The 15915-nt window shown below is 64.9% G+C and carries 15 protein-coding genes; 9 read left to right on the forward strand and 6 right to left on the reverse strand.

What is annotated here, in order from left to right; translation table 11 throughout:
• The first annotated feature begins 83 nt into the window (after positions 1 to 83).
• Both lpdA and A0U87_RS08225 read left to right on the forward strand, forming a co-directional pair.
• Positions 84 to 1484: a dihydrolipoyl dehydrogenase gene (gene lpdA / locus A0U87_RS08220; RefSeq protein WP_010337479.1), complete on the forward strand. Its 1401-nt coding sequence runs from the start codon at positions 84 to 86 to the stop codon at positions 1482 to 1484.
• Positions 1485 to 1578: 94 nt separating this feature from the next.
• Positions 1579 to 1854, forward strand: a complete 276-nt coding sequence (locus A0U87_RS08225; protein WP_004211159.1) for a hypothetical protein — start codon at positions 1579 to 1581, stop codon at positions 1852 to 1854.
• Here the strand turns inward: A0U87_RS08225 and A0U87_RS08230 are convergent.
• From A0U87_RS08230 to A0U87_RS08240, 3 genes are all read right to left on the reverse strand, one after another.
• On the reverse strand, positions 1830 to 2981 hold the full coding sequence (locus tag A0U87_RS08230; protein ID WP_048937831.1) for a GGDEF domain-containing protein: 1152 nt from the start codon (positions 2979 to 2981) through the stop codon (positions 1830 to 1832). The genes A0U87_RS08225 and A0U87_RS08230 overlap by 25 nt on opposite strands.
• 142 nt (positions 2982 to 3123) lie before the next feature.
• Positions 3124 to 3885 carry an enoyl-CoA hydratase-related protein gene (locus A0U87_RS08235; RefSeq protein WP_048937832.1) on the reverse strand — a complete coding sequence of 254 codons (762 nt, stop codon included), beginning with the start codon at positions 3883 to 3885 and terminating at the stop codon, positions 3124 to 3126.
• A gap of 7 nt (positions 3886 to 3892) precedes the next feature.
• On the reverse strand, positions 3893 to 4561 hold the full coding sequence (locus A0U87_RS08240; protein ID WP_170978376.1) for an HAD family hydrolase: 669 nt from the start codon (positions 4559 to 4561) through the stop codon (positions 3893 to 3895).
• A 154-nt stretch (positions 4562 to 4715) separates the two neighbouring features.
• Here A0U87_RS08240 and glmU point away from each other — a divergent pair, with 154 nt between their 5' ends.
• The 3 genes from glmU (at position 4716) to glmS (ending at position 8808) form a co-directional block, all read left to right on the forward strand.
• Positions 4716 to 6008 (forward strand): bifunctional UDP-N-acetylglucosamine diphosphorylase/glucosamine-1-phosphate N-acetyltransferase GlmU, encoded by a 1293-nt coding sequence (gene glmU / locus A0U87_RS08245; RefSeq protein WP_048937834.1) that lies wholly within the window; start codon positions 4716 to 4718, stop codon positions 6006 to 6008.
• Positions 6005 to 6868, forward strand: a complete 864-nt coding sequence (locus tag A0U87_RS08250; protein WP_048937835.1) for a metallophosphoesterase — start codon at positions 6005 to 6007, stop codon at positions 6866 to 6868. Before glmU ends, A0U87_RS08250 begins: the two co-directional genes overlap by 4 nt.
• Before the next feature lie 116 nt (positions 6869 to 6984).
• A complete protein-coding gene (glmS, locus tag A0U87_RS08255) occupies positions 6985 to 8808 on the forward strand; it encodes a glutamine--fructose-6-phosphate transaminase (isomerizing) (RefSeq protein WP_048937836.1) in 1824 nt (607 codons plus the stop codon).
• 54 nt (positions 8809 to 8862) lie between these two features.
• Here glmS and A0U87_RS08260 read toward each other — a convergent pair whose 3' ends face one another.
• Both A0U87_RS08260 and A0U87_RS08265 read right to left on the reverse strand, forming a co-directional pair.
• Positions 8863 to 10476, reverse strand: a complete 1614-nt coding sequence (locus tag A0U87_RS08260) for a bifunctional GNAT family N-acetyltransferase/carbon-nitrogen hydrolase family protein (RefSeq protein ID WP_048937837.1) — start codon at positions 10474 to 10476, stop codon at positions 8863 to 8865.
• A 119-nt stretch (positions 10477 to 10595) separates the two neighbouring features.
• Positions 10596 to 11816, reverse strand: coding sequence for an NADP-dependent isocitrate dehydrogenase (locus tag A0U87_RS08265; RefSeq protein WP_048937838.1), 1221 nt, complete (start codon positions 11814 to 11816; stop codon positions 10596 to 10598).
• Positions 11817 to 12019: 203 nt separating this feature from the next.
• Between A0U87_RS08265 and A0U87_RS08270 the strand changes: the two genes are divergently transcribed.
• A complete protein-coding gene (locus A0U87_RS08270; RefSeq protein ID WP_029547694.1) occupies positions 12020 to 12754 on the forward strand; it encodes a phosphatidylserine decarboxylase in 735 nt (244 codons plus the stop codon).
• Between the two features lie 50 nt (positions 12755 to 12804).
• Positions 12805 to 13518 (forward strand): phosphatidylcholine/phosphatidylserine synthase, encoded by a 714-nt coding sequence (locus A0U87_RS08275; protein ID WP_048937892.1) that lies wholly within the window; start codon positions 12805 to 12807, stop codon positions 13516 to 13518.
• A gap of 14 nt (positions 13519 to 13532) precedes the next feature.
• Here A0U87_RS08275 and A0U87_RS08280 read toward each other — a convergent pair whose 3' ends face one another.
• Positions 13533 to 13769 (reverse strand): hypothetical protein, encoded by a 237-nt coding sequence (locus A0U87_RS08280; RefSeq protein WP_048937839.1) that lies wholly within the window; start codon positions 13767 to 13769, stop codon positions 13533 to 13535.
• Positions 13770 to 14026: 257 nt separating this feature from the next.
• On the opposite strand from A0U87_RS08280, the gene rpsB reads away from it, so the two are divergent.
• Both rpsB and tsf read left to right on the forward strand, forming a co-directional pair.
• Positions 14027 to 14785 carry a 30S ribosomal protein S2 gene (gene rpsB / locus A0U87_RS08285; RefSeq protein WP_010337471.1) on the forward strand — a complete coding sequence of 253 codons (759 nt, stop codon included), beginning with the start codon at positions 14027 to 14029 and terminating at the stop codon, positions 14783 to 14785.
• Between the two features lie 105 nt (positions 14786 to 14890).
• The gene (gene tsf, locus A0U87_RS08290) at positions 14891 to 15817 is read left to right on the forward strand and encodes a translation elongation factor Ts (protein WP_010337470.1); all 927 of its coding nucleotides are present in this window, start codon (positions 14891 to 14893) and stop codon (positions 15815 to 15817) included.
• Positions 15818 to 15915 lie beyond the last annotated feature (98 nt).

Consider the following 15915-nt stretch of genomic DNA (forward strand, 5'->3'; position numbering starts at 1 on the left):
GCTTCGGCCGGGGCGCCTCTTGCCCTTGATTTGGGGCAGAGCGATGCCAGTTAGGCTGGCATGACTGGAGAAGGGAAAACCCCATGTCCGATTTCGATTATGACGTCCTGGTTATCGGTGCTGGCCCGGGTGGCTATGTCGCCGCGATCCGCGCTGCGCAGCTGGGCCTGAAGACCGCCTGCGCTGAAAGCCGCGAGACGCTTGGCGGCACCTGCCTCAATGTCGGCTGCATCCCGTCGAAGGCGCTGCTGCACGCCTCGGAACTTTATGACGAGGCCGCCAATGGCGCGCTCGCCAAGCTGGGCGTCAAGATCGACAAGATGAGCCTGGACCTGCCCACCATGCAGGGCCAGCGCGTCGATGCCATCAAGGGCCTGACCGGCGGCATCGAATATCTGTTCAAGAAGAACAAGGTGACCTGGCTCAAGGGCCTGGCCAGCTTCACCGGCGCCAACACCGTCGAAGTGAATGGCGAGAAGGTGACGGCGAAGAACATCGTCATTGCCACCGGTTCGTCGGTCGCCCCGCTGCCCGGCGTGGCCGTGGACAATGCAGGCGGCAAGATCGTCGATTCGACCGGCGCGCTGGAACTGGACAAGGTTCCGGGCCATCTGGTCGTCGTCGGCGGTGGCGTCATCGGTCTGGAACTGGGTTCGGTGTGGAAGCGCCTGGGCGCCAAGGTGACCGTGGTCGAATATCTCGACCAGATCCTGCCCGGCATGGACGGCGAAGTCCGCAAGGAAGCCAACAAGATCTTCAAGAAGCAGGGCTTCGAATATAAGCTCGGCACCAAGGTGACCGGCGCCGAAGTCGGCAAGTCGGGCGTGACCCTGACCGTCGAACCGGCCGCCGGTGGCGAAGCCGAAAAGATCGAGGCCGACGTTGTCCTGGTGTCGATCGGTCGTCGTCCCAACACCGAGGGCCTGGGCCTCGACAAGATCGGCCTGGAGCTGAACGCGCGCGGTCAGATCGAGACCGATCATGAGTTCGGCACCAAGGTTCCGGGCGTCTGGGCGATCGGCGACGTCATCCCCGGCCCGATGCTGGCGCACAAGGCCGAGGACGAGGGCATTGCCGTCGCCGAGAATATCGCGGGCCTGACCGGCATCGTGAACCATGACGTGATCCCCTCGGTGGTCTACACCAAGCCGGAAATCGCGGGCGTGGGCCTGACCGAGGAAGCCGCCAAGGAACGTGGCGCCGTCAAGGTCGGCAAGTTCCCGATGATGGCGAACAGCCGTGCCAAGACCAATCACGAGCCCGACGGCTTCGTGAAGATCATCGCCGACGCCGAAACCGATAAGGTGCTGGGCGTGTGGATCATCGCGACCGTCGCCGGCACGATGATCGCGCAGGCGGCGCAGGCCATGGAATTCGGCGCGTCGAGCGAAGACATCGCCTATACCTGTCATGCGCACCCGACGCACAGCGAAGCGATCAAGGAAGCGGCGATGGCCGTGACCGGCAAGCCGATCCACATGTGATCGACTGCGCTATCGCAGGATAAGGGAAGGGGCCTCCGCCAAGCGGGGGCCTTTTTCTTTTGGGGAAGGACGCGCGCTGTTCTATCGGACGCGCATGAACCAGTTCCCCTCCAGCCAGTCGGTGCCGTCGGCCAATCCTGAGCGGTTGTTCTTTGCGCTATGGATCATCTTTTCGGTGCTGACCGCGCTGGCCGACATCATCGCGATCGTTCGCCATCCCGAAATGACGCTGCAGATATTACCGCAGACGGCTCTGGGACTGGCGGTGTGCCTGCCCTTCGGCGCGGTCGCGATCCTGCTGCGACGCCGGCGGCTCAAGCGCCAGGCGGCGCGCGACGCCTTTCTTCAGGCGATGGCGCGGCTCGACTGAGCATCGCCGGCGGGCGCCAGCGCGGGCCGAATGGCGACGCGGTTGCGGCCCTTTTCCTTCGCTTCATAGAGCGCGCTGTCGGCGCGGGCGATCGCGTCATGGATCGAGCGGTCGGCGCGGTGCAGGCTGGTGAGGCCGAAGCTGGCGGTGAGCGGGCCGGGCAGGCCAAGCCGGCTTGCCGCCTGTTCGGCAAAGCGCAGCCGGATCGCGTCGGCTATGCCGGTCGCCATGGCGGGGTCTGCGCCGGGCAGGAAGAGGATGAACTCCTCGCCGCCGAAGCGGGCGATGACGGCATCGGCCGGGGCCAGCGCCCGCAGGGCATCGGCCAGCGCGACGATCACCCGGTCGCCCAGCCCATGGCCATGGGCGTCGTTGACCCGCTTGAAATGATCGATGTCGCAGGCGATCAGGCTGCCGCTGGCATCATGGCGCGCCACCGCTTCCTCGAACCCGCGGCGGTTGAGCAGGCCCGACAGCGGATCGACATGGGCATCATGGCGATAGCGGGTGAGCACGTCCTGCATGGCCGTCGCGAGTGCGGAGAGGGCCAGGAACAGGCCGAACATGCAGGCCAGCGCCTGCATCAGGAAGGCATATTGGCTGTCGCGGAACGCGACGCCGCCGGGCAGGGTGAAGGACACGCTGCTGCCGCGCAGCAGATTGTCGAGCGCGACCAGAGTGACGGCGGCATAGAGGGCGCGATCGGGCCAGCCGCGAAGCTGGCCGCGCCCGGCGATCAGCGGAATGGAAATCAGCAGGAAGCAGCCGAAGTCGGACGACACCAGTTCCAGCGGGACGATGTCCCGCATCACCGCAAAGCTGCAGATCAGGATCGATATCGCCCAGATGGCGATGCGCAGCCCCAGCACCCAATTGGGGCGCCAGCGCGTCAGCAGTGCCTGGCTGAACAGCAGGAAGCCGGTGGCAAAGGCGGTGTCGGCGACGATGCCCCACAGGTCGGTCGGCAGGAAGTCGAACGCGACCGGCACGGCAAAGCCCATGGCGACGCTGAAGAAGGCGCCGCTCCACCAGCCCGCTTCGCGCGCGCCCCAGCCCCAGACGATGAGGAAGGCGACGCCGAAGCTGGCCATCATGATGGGCAGGAAGAAGGCGAAATTCTCACCCACGAGGCGCGACCGATCCTTTGTGCAGCATGACGGCATGACGTCGCGTCATGCAGGAGCGCCATCCTGCATTTTCCGGTAAATGTCGATGGTTAAGAGAGCGTAACGGTTGCGGCGGGCCGAGCGGGAAACTGCCTAACCTGGATCAGAAACGCGGTTTCCGCTTCTCGCGGAACGCCGCGACGCCTTCGGCAAAGTCGGGATAGGTGAAGGCGTCGCGGAACATCTCCAGCGTCACCATATCGTCATCCGCCTGTCCGTCGAGGATGCGGCGGACCATCGCCTTCGACGCGCGCACGCTATGCTGGGCATTGGCGGCGATCTCGCCGGCCAGCCTTTCAGCGGCGGCCAGCGGATCGGCCGCGACCTCATCGATCAGACCGATGGCAAGGGCCGCGTCGGCATCGTGCAGCGCGCCGGTGAAGAGGATGCGCTTGGCCCGTGCCGCCCCGACCAGATCGACCAGCAGGCGGGTGTCGAACAGCGAATAGACGATGCCCAGCTTGGCGGGCGTGATGCCCATGCGCGCGGTGGGGGCCGCGATGCGCAGGTCGCAGGCGATCGCCAGGCCGCATCCGCCGCCAACGCAATCGCCGTCGATCGCCGCGATCACCGGCTTTTCGGCATGGGCCAGCGCATATTGGGTGGAGCGGATCGCGGCCTGATTGGCGGCACGCCAGCCGGCATCGCCCGAACAGGCGGCAAATTCATGGATGTCGGCGCCCGCGCAGAACAGGCCGGGCGTCGCCGAGGCCAGGATCAGCACGCGGATGTCCGCGTCGGCCATGGCATCGGCTACCAGATGGGGCAGCGCTTCCCACATCGCCTGGGTCATGGCGTTGCGGCGATCGGCTCGGTCGATCAGCAGCCGGGCGATCGCGCCGTCGCGCTCCAGCCGCAGGGTCATGGCCGCGTCATGCCGGCCAGGCTTCCAGCATCGGCACCAATTCGTCGAAATGGTGGATCACGCCGTCGGCCTCCAGATTTTCGACCGGGCCGTCGAGGAAGCCGAAGCTGACCGCGATGCTGGGAATGCCGGCATTGCGGGCGCCGGCAATGTCGTTGATCGTGTCGCCCAGGAAGATGGTGCGGCCGCCGCCGGCCCGCTCGATCATCGCATGGATCGGCGCCGGATCGGGCTTGGCAATGCCGACCGTGTCACCGGCCACGACCGAGGCGAAGCGGTCGAACAGGCCCAATTGGTGCAGCAAGGGAATCGTGAAGCGTTCCGCCTTGTTGGTGCAGATGGCGAGCCGCACGCCGCGCTCCGCCAGCGCATCCAGCATCGCCATCATGCCGGGATAGGGCAGGGAGTAGAGCGCCAGATTCTGCTCATAATAATCGAGCAGGATCGGCAGCGTCTGGTCGAGGATCGCTTCGTCATAGCCGCCCGACGCGTCGAGCGCGCGCTGCAGCATCACCTTGGCACCCTTGCCCACGAAGGGCCGGATGGAATCGACCGGGAAGGGGGCTCGGCCGATCGTGCCGATCGCATAATTGACCGCCGCGGCCAGATCGCCGCTGGTGTCGAGCAGGGTGCCGTCGAGGTCGAAGCCGACAATGTCGAAGGATAAGCGTGCCATGGCATCGCCATGCCGCGTCGGCGGTGGCAATGGCAAGGCAAACATGGCAGAGAGCCGTGATATTCCAGACCACTTGAACGAAAAGGACGCGCTCGCCGTGACCGCACCTCGCCCCCTAGCAGTCGTCATCCTTGCCGCCGGGCAGGGCACAAGGATGAAGTCCGGCACGCACAAGGTGCTGCACCCGATCGCCGGGCGGCCGATGCTGCTGCACCTGCTTGCCAGCGTCGCGGACCTGCTGCCCGAGCGGCAAGTGGTCGTGGTCGGCGCCGGCCGCGAGCAGGTGGAAAAGGCGGTCGAGGGCAGCGGCGTCGCCATCGCCGTGCAGGACCAGCAGCTTGGCACCGGTCATGCCGTGGCGCAGGCGCATGATGCGCTGGCGGGGTTCGCCGGTGACGTGCTGATCCTCTATGGCGACGTGCCGCTGGTCAGCGGCGCGACGATGAAGGCGATGCTCGATCGGTTGAGCCGGGGCGACGAGCCGCGCGCGGTGGTGCTGGGCTTCCGCCCGGATGATGCCGCCGCCTATGGCCGGATCATCGCCGATGGCCAGGGCATCATCGAGAAGATGGTCGAGTTTAAGGATGCGAGCGAGGCCGAGCGCGCCGTCACCTTGTGCAACAGCGGCCTGATGGCGGTGCGGGCGAGCGACCTGTTCGTGCTGCTCGACCAGATCGGCAACAACAATGCGGCCGGCGAATATTATCTGCCCGACATCATCATGCTGCCCGGTGCGAACAGCGCCGTGATCGAGACCGAAGCGTGGGAAGTGGCCGGCGTGAACAGCCGCGCCGAACTGGCCGGCGTCGAAGCCGTGTGGCAGGACCGCCGCCGGGCCGAGGCGATGCGCGAGGGCGTGACCCTGGTCGCGCCGCAGACCGTCTTCTTCTCGCACGACACGGTGCTGGGTCGCGACGTGACGGTCGAACCCAATGTCGTCTTCGGTCCGGGTGTCACCGTCGCTGACAATGTCGTCATCCACGCCTTCTCCCATCTGGAGGGCGCGACCGTGGCCAGCGGTGCCGATATCGGCCCCTATGCCCGGCTGCGTCCGGGCGCTGACATCGGCCCCAAGGCAAAGGTCGGCAATTTCGTCGAGATCAAGAAGGCGCGCCTCGACGAAGGGGCGAAGGTCAATCACCTCTCCTATATCGGCGACGCCAGCGTCGGCGCGGCCGCCAATATCGGCGCGGGCACCATCACCTGCAATTATGACGGCTTCTTCAAGTACAAGACGCAGATCGGTGCGGGCGCCTTCATCGGCTCCAACAGCGCGCTGGTCGCGCCGGCGACGATCGGCGATGGCGCGATCGTTGCGGCGGGCAGCGTCGTGACCAAGCCGGTTCCGGCCGACGCGCTGTGCCTCGTCCGCCCGCAACAGGAAAGCAAGCCGGGCTGGGCGGCGGCGTTCCGCACCCGCATGCGCGAGCGGAAGGCGAAGGCTTGAATTTCATCCGGCGCCGGCCGTTTCTGTCCGCCCTGCTGTTCCTGCTGCTGATCGCAGTGGCAGGGCCGCTCTGGCTGTTGATGAATGCGCGCGCCATGCCGGTCGTGCGGCGCGCCGATGTCGTGCTGCCTTTCCCGGCGGGCGCGTCGCAGCAGCCGATCCGGGTCGCGCTGCTGACCGACACCCATCTGTCTGGGCCGGACAACAGCCCGGCGCGGATGGCGCGGATCGTGGCCCGGATCAACGGCCTCAAGCCGGACCTGATCCTGCTGGGCGGCGACTATATCGGCGACAATAAATGGGGCGCGACCTATGATGCGCGCCACGCGATCGCGCCCTTCGCCGGGCTGCGCGCGCCGATGGGCGTGGTCGCGGTGCTGGGCAATCATGACAGCCGCAGCAGGAAGAACCGGGTGGCACTGAGCGCCGACGACTGGCAGCGCGCCTTTGCCGATCTGGGCATCACCCTGGTACAGGATGGCGCGGTGCGGCGCGGGCCGCTGGCGATCGGCGGGCTCAAGGATATCTATACCCGCAAGCCCGACATACCCGATACGCTGAAGGCGATGCAGGACATCGGTGGCGCGCCGGTGATCCTGTCGCACGGGCCCGATGTCTTTCCGCTGCTGCCCGATGCACCGTCGCTGACCCTGGTCGGCCATACCCATTGCGGTCAGGTGGCACTGCCCTTTGCCGGGATCGTCTATGTCCCCTCCCGCTATGGTACCCGCTATGCCTGCGGCCGCTATCAGGATGGGCGGAAGGCGATGATCGTGTCCGGAGGCGTGGGGACCAGCGGCCTGCCTTTCCGCATGCTGGCGCCGCCCGACATCTGGCTGATCACCATCCGGCCACGATGACATTCTTTTCATGGCTCGGCCATGGCGCTGTCGCCCGACCGGCATTAATGGCATGGCGACAAAGCTGTCCTATATGGACGCTATCTGACTAATCTGGTTCGGCGGGGCTTTCCACCATGTGCGGTATCATCGGAATTATTGGTAAGGATCAGGTCGCGGAACGACTGGTCGATGGCCTCAAGCGGCTGGAATATCGCGGCTATGACAGCGCCGGTGTCGCCACCGTGCATGACGGCCGGATCGATCGCCGCCGGGCCGAGGGCAAGCTCAACAATCTGGTCAAGGAACTTGGCCAGTCGCCGCTGGCCGGCACCACCGGCATCGCCCATACCCGCTGGGCCACCCATGGCGCGCCGACCACCAGCAATGCGCACCCCCATGCGACCGGCGAAGTGGCGCTGGTCCACAATGGCATCATCGAGAATTTCAAGCCTCTGCGCGATGAGCTGATTGCCCGCGGCCGCACCTTCGACAGCCAGACCGACACCGAAGTGGTCGCCCATCTGGTCAGCGAACTGGTGGAGCAGGGCGTGGCGCCGAAGGAGGCCGTGGCCCAGGTGCTGCCGCGCCTGCACGGCGCCTTCGCGCTCGCCATCCTGTTCAAGAGTCATCCCGACATGCTGATCGGTGCGCGTCTCGGTTCGCCGCTAGTCGTAGGCTATGGCGATGGCGAGACCTTCCTCGGCTCCGACGCGCTGGCGCTCGCCCCGCTGACCCAGCGCATCGCCTATCTGGACGAGGGCGACTGGGTCGTCATCACCAAGGATGGCGCCGAGATTTTCGACAAGGACAACAACCCGGTCGAGCGTCCGGTCACCATTTCCGGCGTGTCCGGCGCGATGATCGACAAGGGCAATCATCGCCACTTCATGCAGAAGGAAATTTATGAGCAGCCGGTCGTCGTGGCCCAGACGCTCAAGGCCTATCTGCAGCGGATGGATGATCGCGTATCGCTGCCGATCCCGGATTTCGACTTGTCGACCATCCGCCGCGTCACCATCGTCGCCTGCGGCACCAGCTTCTATGCCGGCATGGTCGCGCGCTACTGGTTCGAACAGTTCGCCCGCGTCCCGGTCGATTTGGATTTCGCCTCCGAGTTCCGCTACCGCGAGCCGGTGATGGAGGAGGGCGGCCTCGCCCTGTTCATCAGCCAGTCCGGCGAAACCGCCGATACGCTGGCCGCGCTGCGCTATGCCCGCGCCCAGGGGCAGAAGATCGCCGTCGTCGTCAATGTGCCGACCAGTTCGATGGCGCGCGAGGCCGACCTGCTGCTGCCGACCCATGCCGGCCCGGAAATCGGCGTCGCCTCGACCAAGGCCTTCACCTGCCAACTCGCCGTGCTGGCAGCCTTGGCCGCCAATCTGGCGCGGGCCAAGGGCAAGCTCAGCGCCAAGGATGAAAAGGAAATCGTCCGCCATCTCGCCGAAGCGCCCGCCGCGATCAACGGCGCGCTCGCCTATGACGAGGCGATCGAGGCGATGGCCCATCATATCGTGCCAGCGCGCGATGTCCTGTATCTCGGCCGCGGCACCGACTATCCGCTGGCGCTGGAAGGCGCTCTGAAGCTCAAGGAAATCAGCTATATCCATGCCGAGGGCTATGCCGCCGGCGAGATGAAGCACGGCCCGATCGCGCTGATCGACGAACTGGTGCCGGTGATCTGCATCGCGCCCAGCGGCCCCTTGTTCGAAAAGACCGTCAGCAACATGCAGGAAGTGCAGGCGCGCGGCGGCAAGGTGGTCCTGATTTCCGACTATGACGGGGTGCAGGCGGCAGGCGAAGGCTGCCTCGCCACCATCACCATGCCCAAAGTCCACCCGCTGATCGCGCCGATGGTCTATGCCGTGCCGGTGCAACTGCTCGCCTATCATGTCGCCGTACTCAAGGGCACCGACGTCGATCAGCCGCGCAACCTGGCAAAGAGCGTCACGGTGGAGTGAGCCGGGCCGCCCCTGCCATCATGATGGCAGGGGTCTTGGCTGCTCGCGCTTCGATCAGCCACCGCCCGGCGAATTATGGCCACCGGCCGGCACCGGGCCGCCGCTTGGCGCGTGGCTGTGGTCGGGATTGCTGTCCCAGTCGATATGATAAAGGTCGAAGCGGCGGTCGCGCAGGTTGCGGACCGTGCCTTCGGCCCGCGCCCAGCTGAGGTCGGCCAGGTTCACGTCCGCCATGGTCAGCGTTTCGACATTCTCGCTCGCCTCGGCTGCGATGCCGTCCCGCGCGAAGGGCAGGTCGCACGGCGTCAGGATCGCGCTCTGGGCATATTGGATGTCCATATTGTCGACGTTCGGCAGATTGCCGACATTGCCCGACATCACGACATAGCATTGATTCTCGATCGCGCGGGCCTGCGCGCAATAGCGCACGCGCATATAGCCCAGGCGCGAGTCGGTGCAGAAGGGGACGAAGATGATGCGCGCCCCCTGATCGACCAGGCGGCGGGCCAGTTCGGGAAATTCGCTGTCATAGCAGATCAGCACGCCGATCGGGCCGCAGTCGGTCTGGATCACGTCGAGCGCGTCGCCGCCCTTGATGTTCCACCAGAAGGCTTCGTTGGGGGTCGGGTGGATCTTTTCCTGGGTGTGGACCGATCCGTCGCGCAGCGCGACATAGGCGATATTCTGGATGTCGCCATCGTCGGCGCGGGTTGGGTGCGACCCGCCGATGATGTTGATATTATATTCCAGCGCCATCCGCGTCAGTTCCTTGGTCAGGCGCGGGGTATAGCCGGTCAGCCGGTCGATCGCTTCGATCGGCGACAGCTTCTTGGTCTCGAACGAGAGCAGGGGCAGGGTGAACAGCTCGGGGAAGACGATGAAGTCCGACCGGTAATCGGCCGCCACGTCGACGAAATATTCGATGTTACGGACGAACTCGTCGAAATCCTTCACCGCGCGCGCCTGGAGCTGGCAGGTGGCGAGGCGGACGCTTTCGACGCCGCGCGGCACCCGCATTTCCGGCGCCTCGTCCGGATCGACATAGGGGTTGCGCCAGACCAGATGCGCGGCATGTCCGTCCGACTGCTTGTCTTCGGGCAGGTAATTTTCCAGCACGCCCAGCGGCTCGAACTGGTTCTTCAACTGGAAGCTGATGACCTGGTCGCGCAGCTTGCCGCTGACCACCTTTTCCAGATAGTCGGCCGGGCTGCCGGCCCGGCGCTTGGCGCGGGCATAGCCGGGCATGCGGCCCGCAATGACGATGCCGTGCAGGTCGAGTTCCTCGGCCAGTTCCTTGCGCTCGTCATAGAGGCGCTGGCCGATGCGCAGTCCGCGCAGCTTGGGATCGACCGCCATTTCATAGCCATAGAGCCATTCGCCCGCGGCGCTGTGACGGGTGCCGAAACCGTTGGCGGTGATTTCCTCCCAGTCATGATGGGAAAAGGCCATCGCCTTGCTGACGCGCATGGTGGCGCAATAGCCCACCACCTTGCTGTCATAGAGGGCGACGAAGCAGCCATTGGGGAAGTTGTTGATCTGGCCGCGGATGGTGGCCAGCGAATAATTGGGCATGCCGGGATAGGCGCGGGCGATCAGCCGCTGGATGCCGCGCACATCGCCGGGCACCGCCGCCCGGACTTCCAGGCGCTTCTTGGCTGTCGTGGTCATTCTTTGCTCCCGTCGCATCAATCCGAAAAGGAAAAGGCGGCGCCGGGATGCGGCGCCGCCTCGTTCCGTTTCCGTATTGAAAGCTTCAGGAAGCGATCAGTTCCGGTAAAAAGCCTTTATCAGGCCCACTTGGCCATTTCGGCTTCCAGATTGACGCGGATCGCCTCGAAGAACTGCTCCGTGGTCATCCAGGCCTGATCCGGGCCGATCAGCAGGGCCAGATCCTTGGTCATCGCGCCGCCTTCGACGGTCTTGATGCAGACCCGCTCCAGCGTCTCGGCGAACTTCACGACGTCCGGCGTGTCGTCGAACTTGCCGCGGAACGACAGGCCCTGGGTCCAGGCGAAGATCGAGGCGATCGGGTTGGTCGAGGTCGCCTTGCCCTGCTGGTGCTGGCGATAGTGGCGGGTGACAGTGCCGTGCGCGGCTTCGGCTTCCACGGTCTTGCCGTCGGGCGACAGCAGGACGGAGGTCATCAGGCCGAGCGAGCCGAAGCCCTGGGCCACGGTGTCCGACTGGACGTCGCCGTCATAATTCTTGCAGGCCCAGACGAACTTGCCGCTCCACTTCAGCGCCGAAGCGACCATGTCGTCGATCAGGCGATGTTCGTAGACGATGCCGGCCGCCTTGAACTTGTCGGCGAATTCGGCGTCGAACACTTCCTGGAACAGATCCTTGAAGCGGCCGTCATAGGCCTTGAGGATGGTGTTCTTGGTCGACAGATAGACGGGCCAGCCGCGGTTCAGGCCATAGTTGAAGCTGGCCTTGGCGAAATCGCGGATCGATTCGTCGAGATTGTACATGCCCATGGCAACGCCGGCGCTGGGGAATTCGAACACTTCATATTCGAGTTCCTCGCCATTGGTGCCGACCCACTTCATGGTCAGCGTGCCGGCGCCGGGCACCTTGAAATCGGTGGCCTTATACTGGTCGCCAAAGGCGTGACGGCCGACGACGATCGGGTCGGTCCAGCCCGGAACCAGGCGGGGGACATTCTTGATGACGATCGGTTCGCGGAACACGACGCCGCCCAGGATGTTGCGGATGGTGCCGTTGGGCGACTTCCACATCTTCTTGAGGCCGAATTCCTCGACGCGCGCTTCGTCGGGGGTGATGGTGGCGCACTTCACGCCGACGCCATATTCCTTGATCGCGTTGGCCGCGTCGATCGTGATCTGGTCGCTGGTCTCGTCGCGCTTCTCGACCGACAGGTCATAATATTTCAGGTCGACGTCGAGATAGGGGAGAATGAGGCGCTCACGGATCCATTCCCAGATGATGCGGGTCATTTCGTCGCCGTCGATTTCCACGACGGGGTTTTTCACCTTGATCTTCGCCATAGCGCCTATTCGCCTTCTTCTCTTGGGTGGAATTATGGGGACGCCCTACGGCCTGCGCCGCCAATGTTCAACCGTCCAGCGCCGGATTTCCGGCCGATCATGCGATGCATGCGCAAGACTGTTGTGCGATGCGCGTTCATGCCGGCAGCCAAGGACGGGGATCGTCGTTGTCAGGATCAATGTCTCCCCCTAAAGACATGCCCATGGAAAATGACGAGATCACGATTGCCGCAGGCGGCAATGTCAAATGGCGCTTCCCCTCGGTCCATCCCGAAGGGGTGAAGTTCGGCGCGATCGCGGCTGCGATCACCGGCCTGTTCTTCGTGATGGGCTGGGAAATCATCGGCTGGCTGATGCTGATGGTCACCATCTGGGTGCTGGCCTTCTTCCGCGATCCGATCCGCGCCGTGCCGCAGGATGAGGGCGCGATCATCGCCCCGGCGGATGGCCTGGTGACCCTGATCCAGCGCGTGCCGCCGCCGCGCGAGATGGCTGGGCCCGATGGCCTGGGCGATCAGCCGCTGATCCGCGTGTCGATCTTCATGAGCGTGTTCGACGTCCATATCAACCGCACCCCGATCGGCGGCACGGTGAAGGCCGTCACCTATATTTCGGGCAAGTTCCTCAACGCCGATCTCGACAAGGCGAGCGAGGATAATGAGCGCCAGCATATCCTGGTCGAGCGTCATGACGGCCTGCGCGTCGGCTTCACCCAGATTGCCGGCCTTGTCGCGCGCCGCATCGTGCCCTTCGTCAAGCCGGGCGACATGGTCGCCGCCGGCCAGCGCATCGGCCTCATCCGCTTTGGCAGCCGTGTCGACGTCTATCTGCCCGCCGGCACCGCGCCGCGCGTGATCCTGGGCCAGCGCACCGTCGCGGGCGAGACGATCCTGGGCCAGATCGGCGATCGCCGCGTGATTGCGGGCATCCAGCAGTGAGGCGGCGTCGCGCCGTTCCGCGCGGGCTGCGGCGCGGCATCACGCTGCGCATGTTGGCGCCCAATGCGGTGACGGCGATGGCGCTGTGCTTCGGCCTCACCGGCGTGCGCTACGGCATTTCGGGCGAGTGGGAGCGGGCGGTATTGTCCATCCTGTTCGCCGGCGTGCTCGACGGACTGGACGGCCGGATCGCCCGGATGCTGCGGGGCGAGAGCCGTTTTGGCGCCGAACTGGATTCGCTTTCCGATTCGATTGCATTCGGCGTCGCGCCGGCGCTGATCCTCTATCTCTGGTCGCTGCATGCCATGCCGAAATTCGGCTGGATCTTCGCGCTTGCCCATGCGCTCTCCTGCGCACTGCGCCTGGCGCGCTTCAACGCCAATATCGATGTCGAGGAGCAGCCGCACAAATCGGCCGGCTTCCTGACCGGCGTGCCGGCGCCCGCGGGTGCTGGCCTCACCTTCGTGCCGCTCTATCTGTGGCTGGTGACGGGCGAAGAGATTTTCCGCGCCTGGTATGTAGTCGCGCCCTGGACCGCGTTCGTGGCCTTCCTGATGATCTCCAGCATCGCCACCTATAGCTGGTCGGCGCTGCGGTTGCGCAAGCGCATTCGGCTGGAACTCATCGCCTTTGTCGGCCTGCTGGCGGCGGCGCTGGCGACCCAACCCTGGTTCACTCTGCTGCTGATCTGCGGCGTCTATGTGCTGCTGATCCCGTTCGGCATCCTGTCCTACGCCAAAGTGCGCAAGCAGCCTGTCGGCTGAGCCGGATGTCCTGTTCAGGCAGCGAGCGCGCTGCCGGGCAAGGCGGGGGCGGACAGGGTAGTGGTGCGGCCCGGCTGGCGAACGCGGTTCCGCGTGATGCGGATATGATAGACGGGCGGGTTCTGGGGAATCGGCTCGAACAGCAAAGCTGCCGCCATCTTCTGATGATAGAGCGCAAACATCCAGGCAATGGTGCCGATCGCCAGCAGGAAGGCGGCGGAGAAAATGGTCGCTGCAACAATGGTGAACATGGCCGCTGACTTTCTATCTTGCCATTTGCACGCTTAGGCTCACTATGTCGGTGCAAACGGGCGTTTAGACTGTTTGTTCCATCTGTTCACTTTATGTTCTCATATTGAGAGCGAGTCAACCCCTTGCGCAACGGGGTTTTGGGCGTTAAAGGCGCGCCCATTCCACATGGGAATCGACATATCCGGTGCCGGACGGGTCTTTGAGACCATCCAAGGTTCCTGATTCCCAGAGGTAGCAACCGGAAGGAGAAATGATTATGGCGACCCCCGTCGTCACCATGCAGCAATTGATCGAGGCTGGCGCCCACTTCGGCCACCAGACCCACCGCTGGAACCCGCGGATGAAGCCGTACATCTTCGGCGACCGCAACGGCATCCACATCCTTGACCTGTCGCAGACCGTGCCGCTCTTCGCGCGCGCCCTCGACTTCGTGTCGGCCACCGTCGCCGGCGGCGGCAAGGTTCTGTTCGTCGGCACCAAGCGCCAGGCCCAGGATCCGATCGCCGAAGCCGCCCGCAAGTCGGGTCAGCACTTCGTCAACCATCGCTGGCTGGGCGGCATGCTCACCAACTGGAAGACCATCTCGGGCTCGATCAAGCGCCTGAAGACCCTCGAAGAGAAGCTGTCGGGCGATACCCACGGCTTCACCAAGAAGGAAGTCCTCCAGATGACCCGCGAGCGCGAGAAGCTGGAACTGTCGCTGGGCGGCATTCGCGACATGAACGGCATCCCCGATGTCATGTTCGTGATCGACGCCAACAAGGAAGAGCTGGCGATCAAGGAAGCCAACACCCTGGGTATCCCGGTTGTCGCCATCCTCGACTCGAACGTCTCGCCCGACGGCATCGCCTTCCCGGTTCCGGCGAACGATGACGCCAGCCGCGCCATCCGCCTCTACTGCGACGCCGTTGCCGCCGCCGCCACCAAGGGCAACCGTGGTGCGCAGCAGGCTTCGGGCATCGACCTGGGCGCTCTGGATGAGCCCGAGGCCGAAGAGGTCGTCGCGCAGGCCTGATCCGCGGTCTTCGAACTGCAAGAATGACAGGCTAGGGCGCGGTCCATTACGGAACGCGCCCTAGTGCTTATCTGATTAAACCCCTTTTGATTTAGGAGCCTCAACATGGCCGAGATTACCGCTGCCGCCGTCAAGGAACTGCGCGACCGTTCGGGCGCGGGCATGATGGATTGCAAGAAGGCCCTCACCGAAGCCAATGGCGACATCGAAGCGGCGACCGACTGGCTGCGCGCCAAGGGTCTGGCTGCTGCCCAGAAGAAGTCGAGCCGCACCGCTGCTGAAGGTCTGGTCGGCGTTGCCGTCGCCGGCACCAAGGGTGTTGCCGTCGAAGTGAACAGCGAAACCGACTTCGTTGCCAAGAACGACCAGTTCCAGGACTTCGTTCGCACCGTGTCGACCGTTGCGCTGGAATCGGGCGCGGCTGACGCCGAAGCCCTGTCGGCCCAGCCGCACCCCGCCGGCGGCACCATCGCCGAAAAGCTGGTCGCCAACATCGCCACCATCGGTGAAAACCAGAATCTGCGTCGCGTCGCCCATGTCGAAGTGACCGAAGGCGTCGTCGTGCCCTACGTGCACAACGCTGCTGCGCCGGGCCTCGGCAAGATCGGCGTGCTCGTCGCGCTCGAAGGCGATGCCCCCGCCGACGTTCTGGAGCCGCTGGGCAAGCAGCTGGCCATGCACATCGCCGCTGCCTTCCCGCTGGCCCTGTCGGCCGACGACATCGATCCGGCCCTGCTGGAGCGTGAGCGCGCGATCGCCGCTGAAAAGGCTGCCGAATCGGGCAAGCCCGCCGAAATCGTCGCCAAGATGGTCGACGGCGCGGTCGCCAAGTTCGCCAAGGAGCAGGCCCTGCTCTCGCAGCTGTTCGTGATGGACAACAAGACCCCGATCGCCGACGTCGTCGCCAAGGCGGCCAAGGATGCCGGCAAGTCGATCTCGCTCAAGTCCTATGTCCGCTTCCAGCTGGGCGAAGGCATCGAGAAGGAAGTCAGCGACTTCGCCGCCGAAGTGGCTGCTGCCGCCGGCGCCTGATCGCCGATCGAGCGACAAGCAAAGGGAAGAGGGCGTCCTGCGGGGCGCCCTTTTTCTATGAGAGCGTGGTGCGTTTGTCGGTCGGCGCCGGTCGGGCC

It is taken from the genome of Sphingobium sp. MP9-4 (assembly GCF_005281675.1).
In the GTDB taxonomy this organism is placed as follows: Bacteria; Pseudomonadota; Alphaproteobacteria; order Sphingomonadales; family Sphingomonadaceae; genus Sphingobium; species Sphingobium yanoikuyae.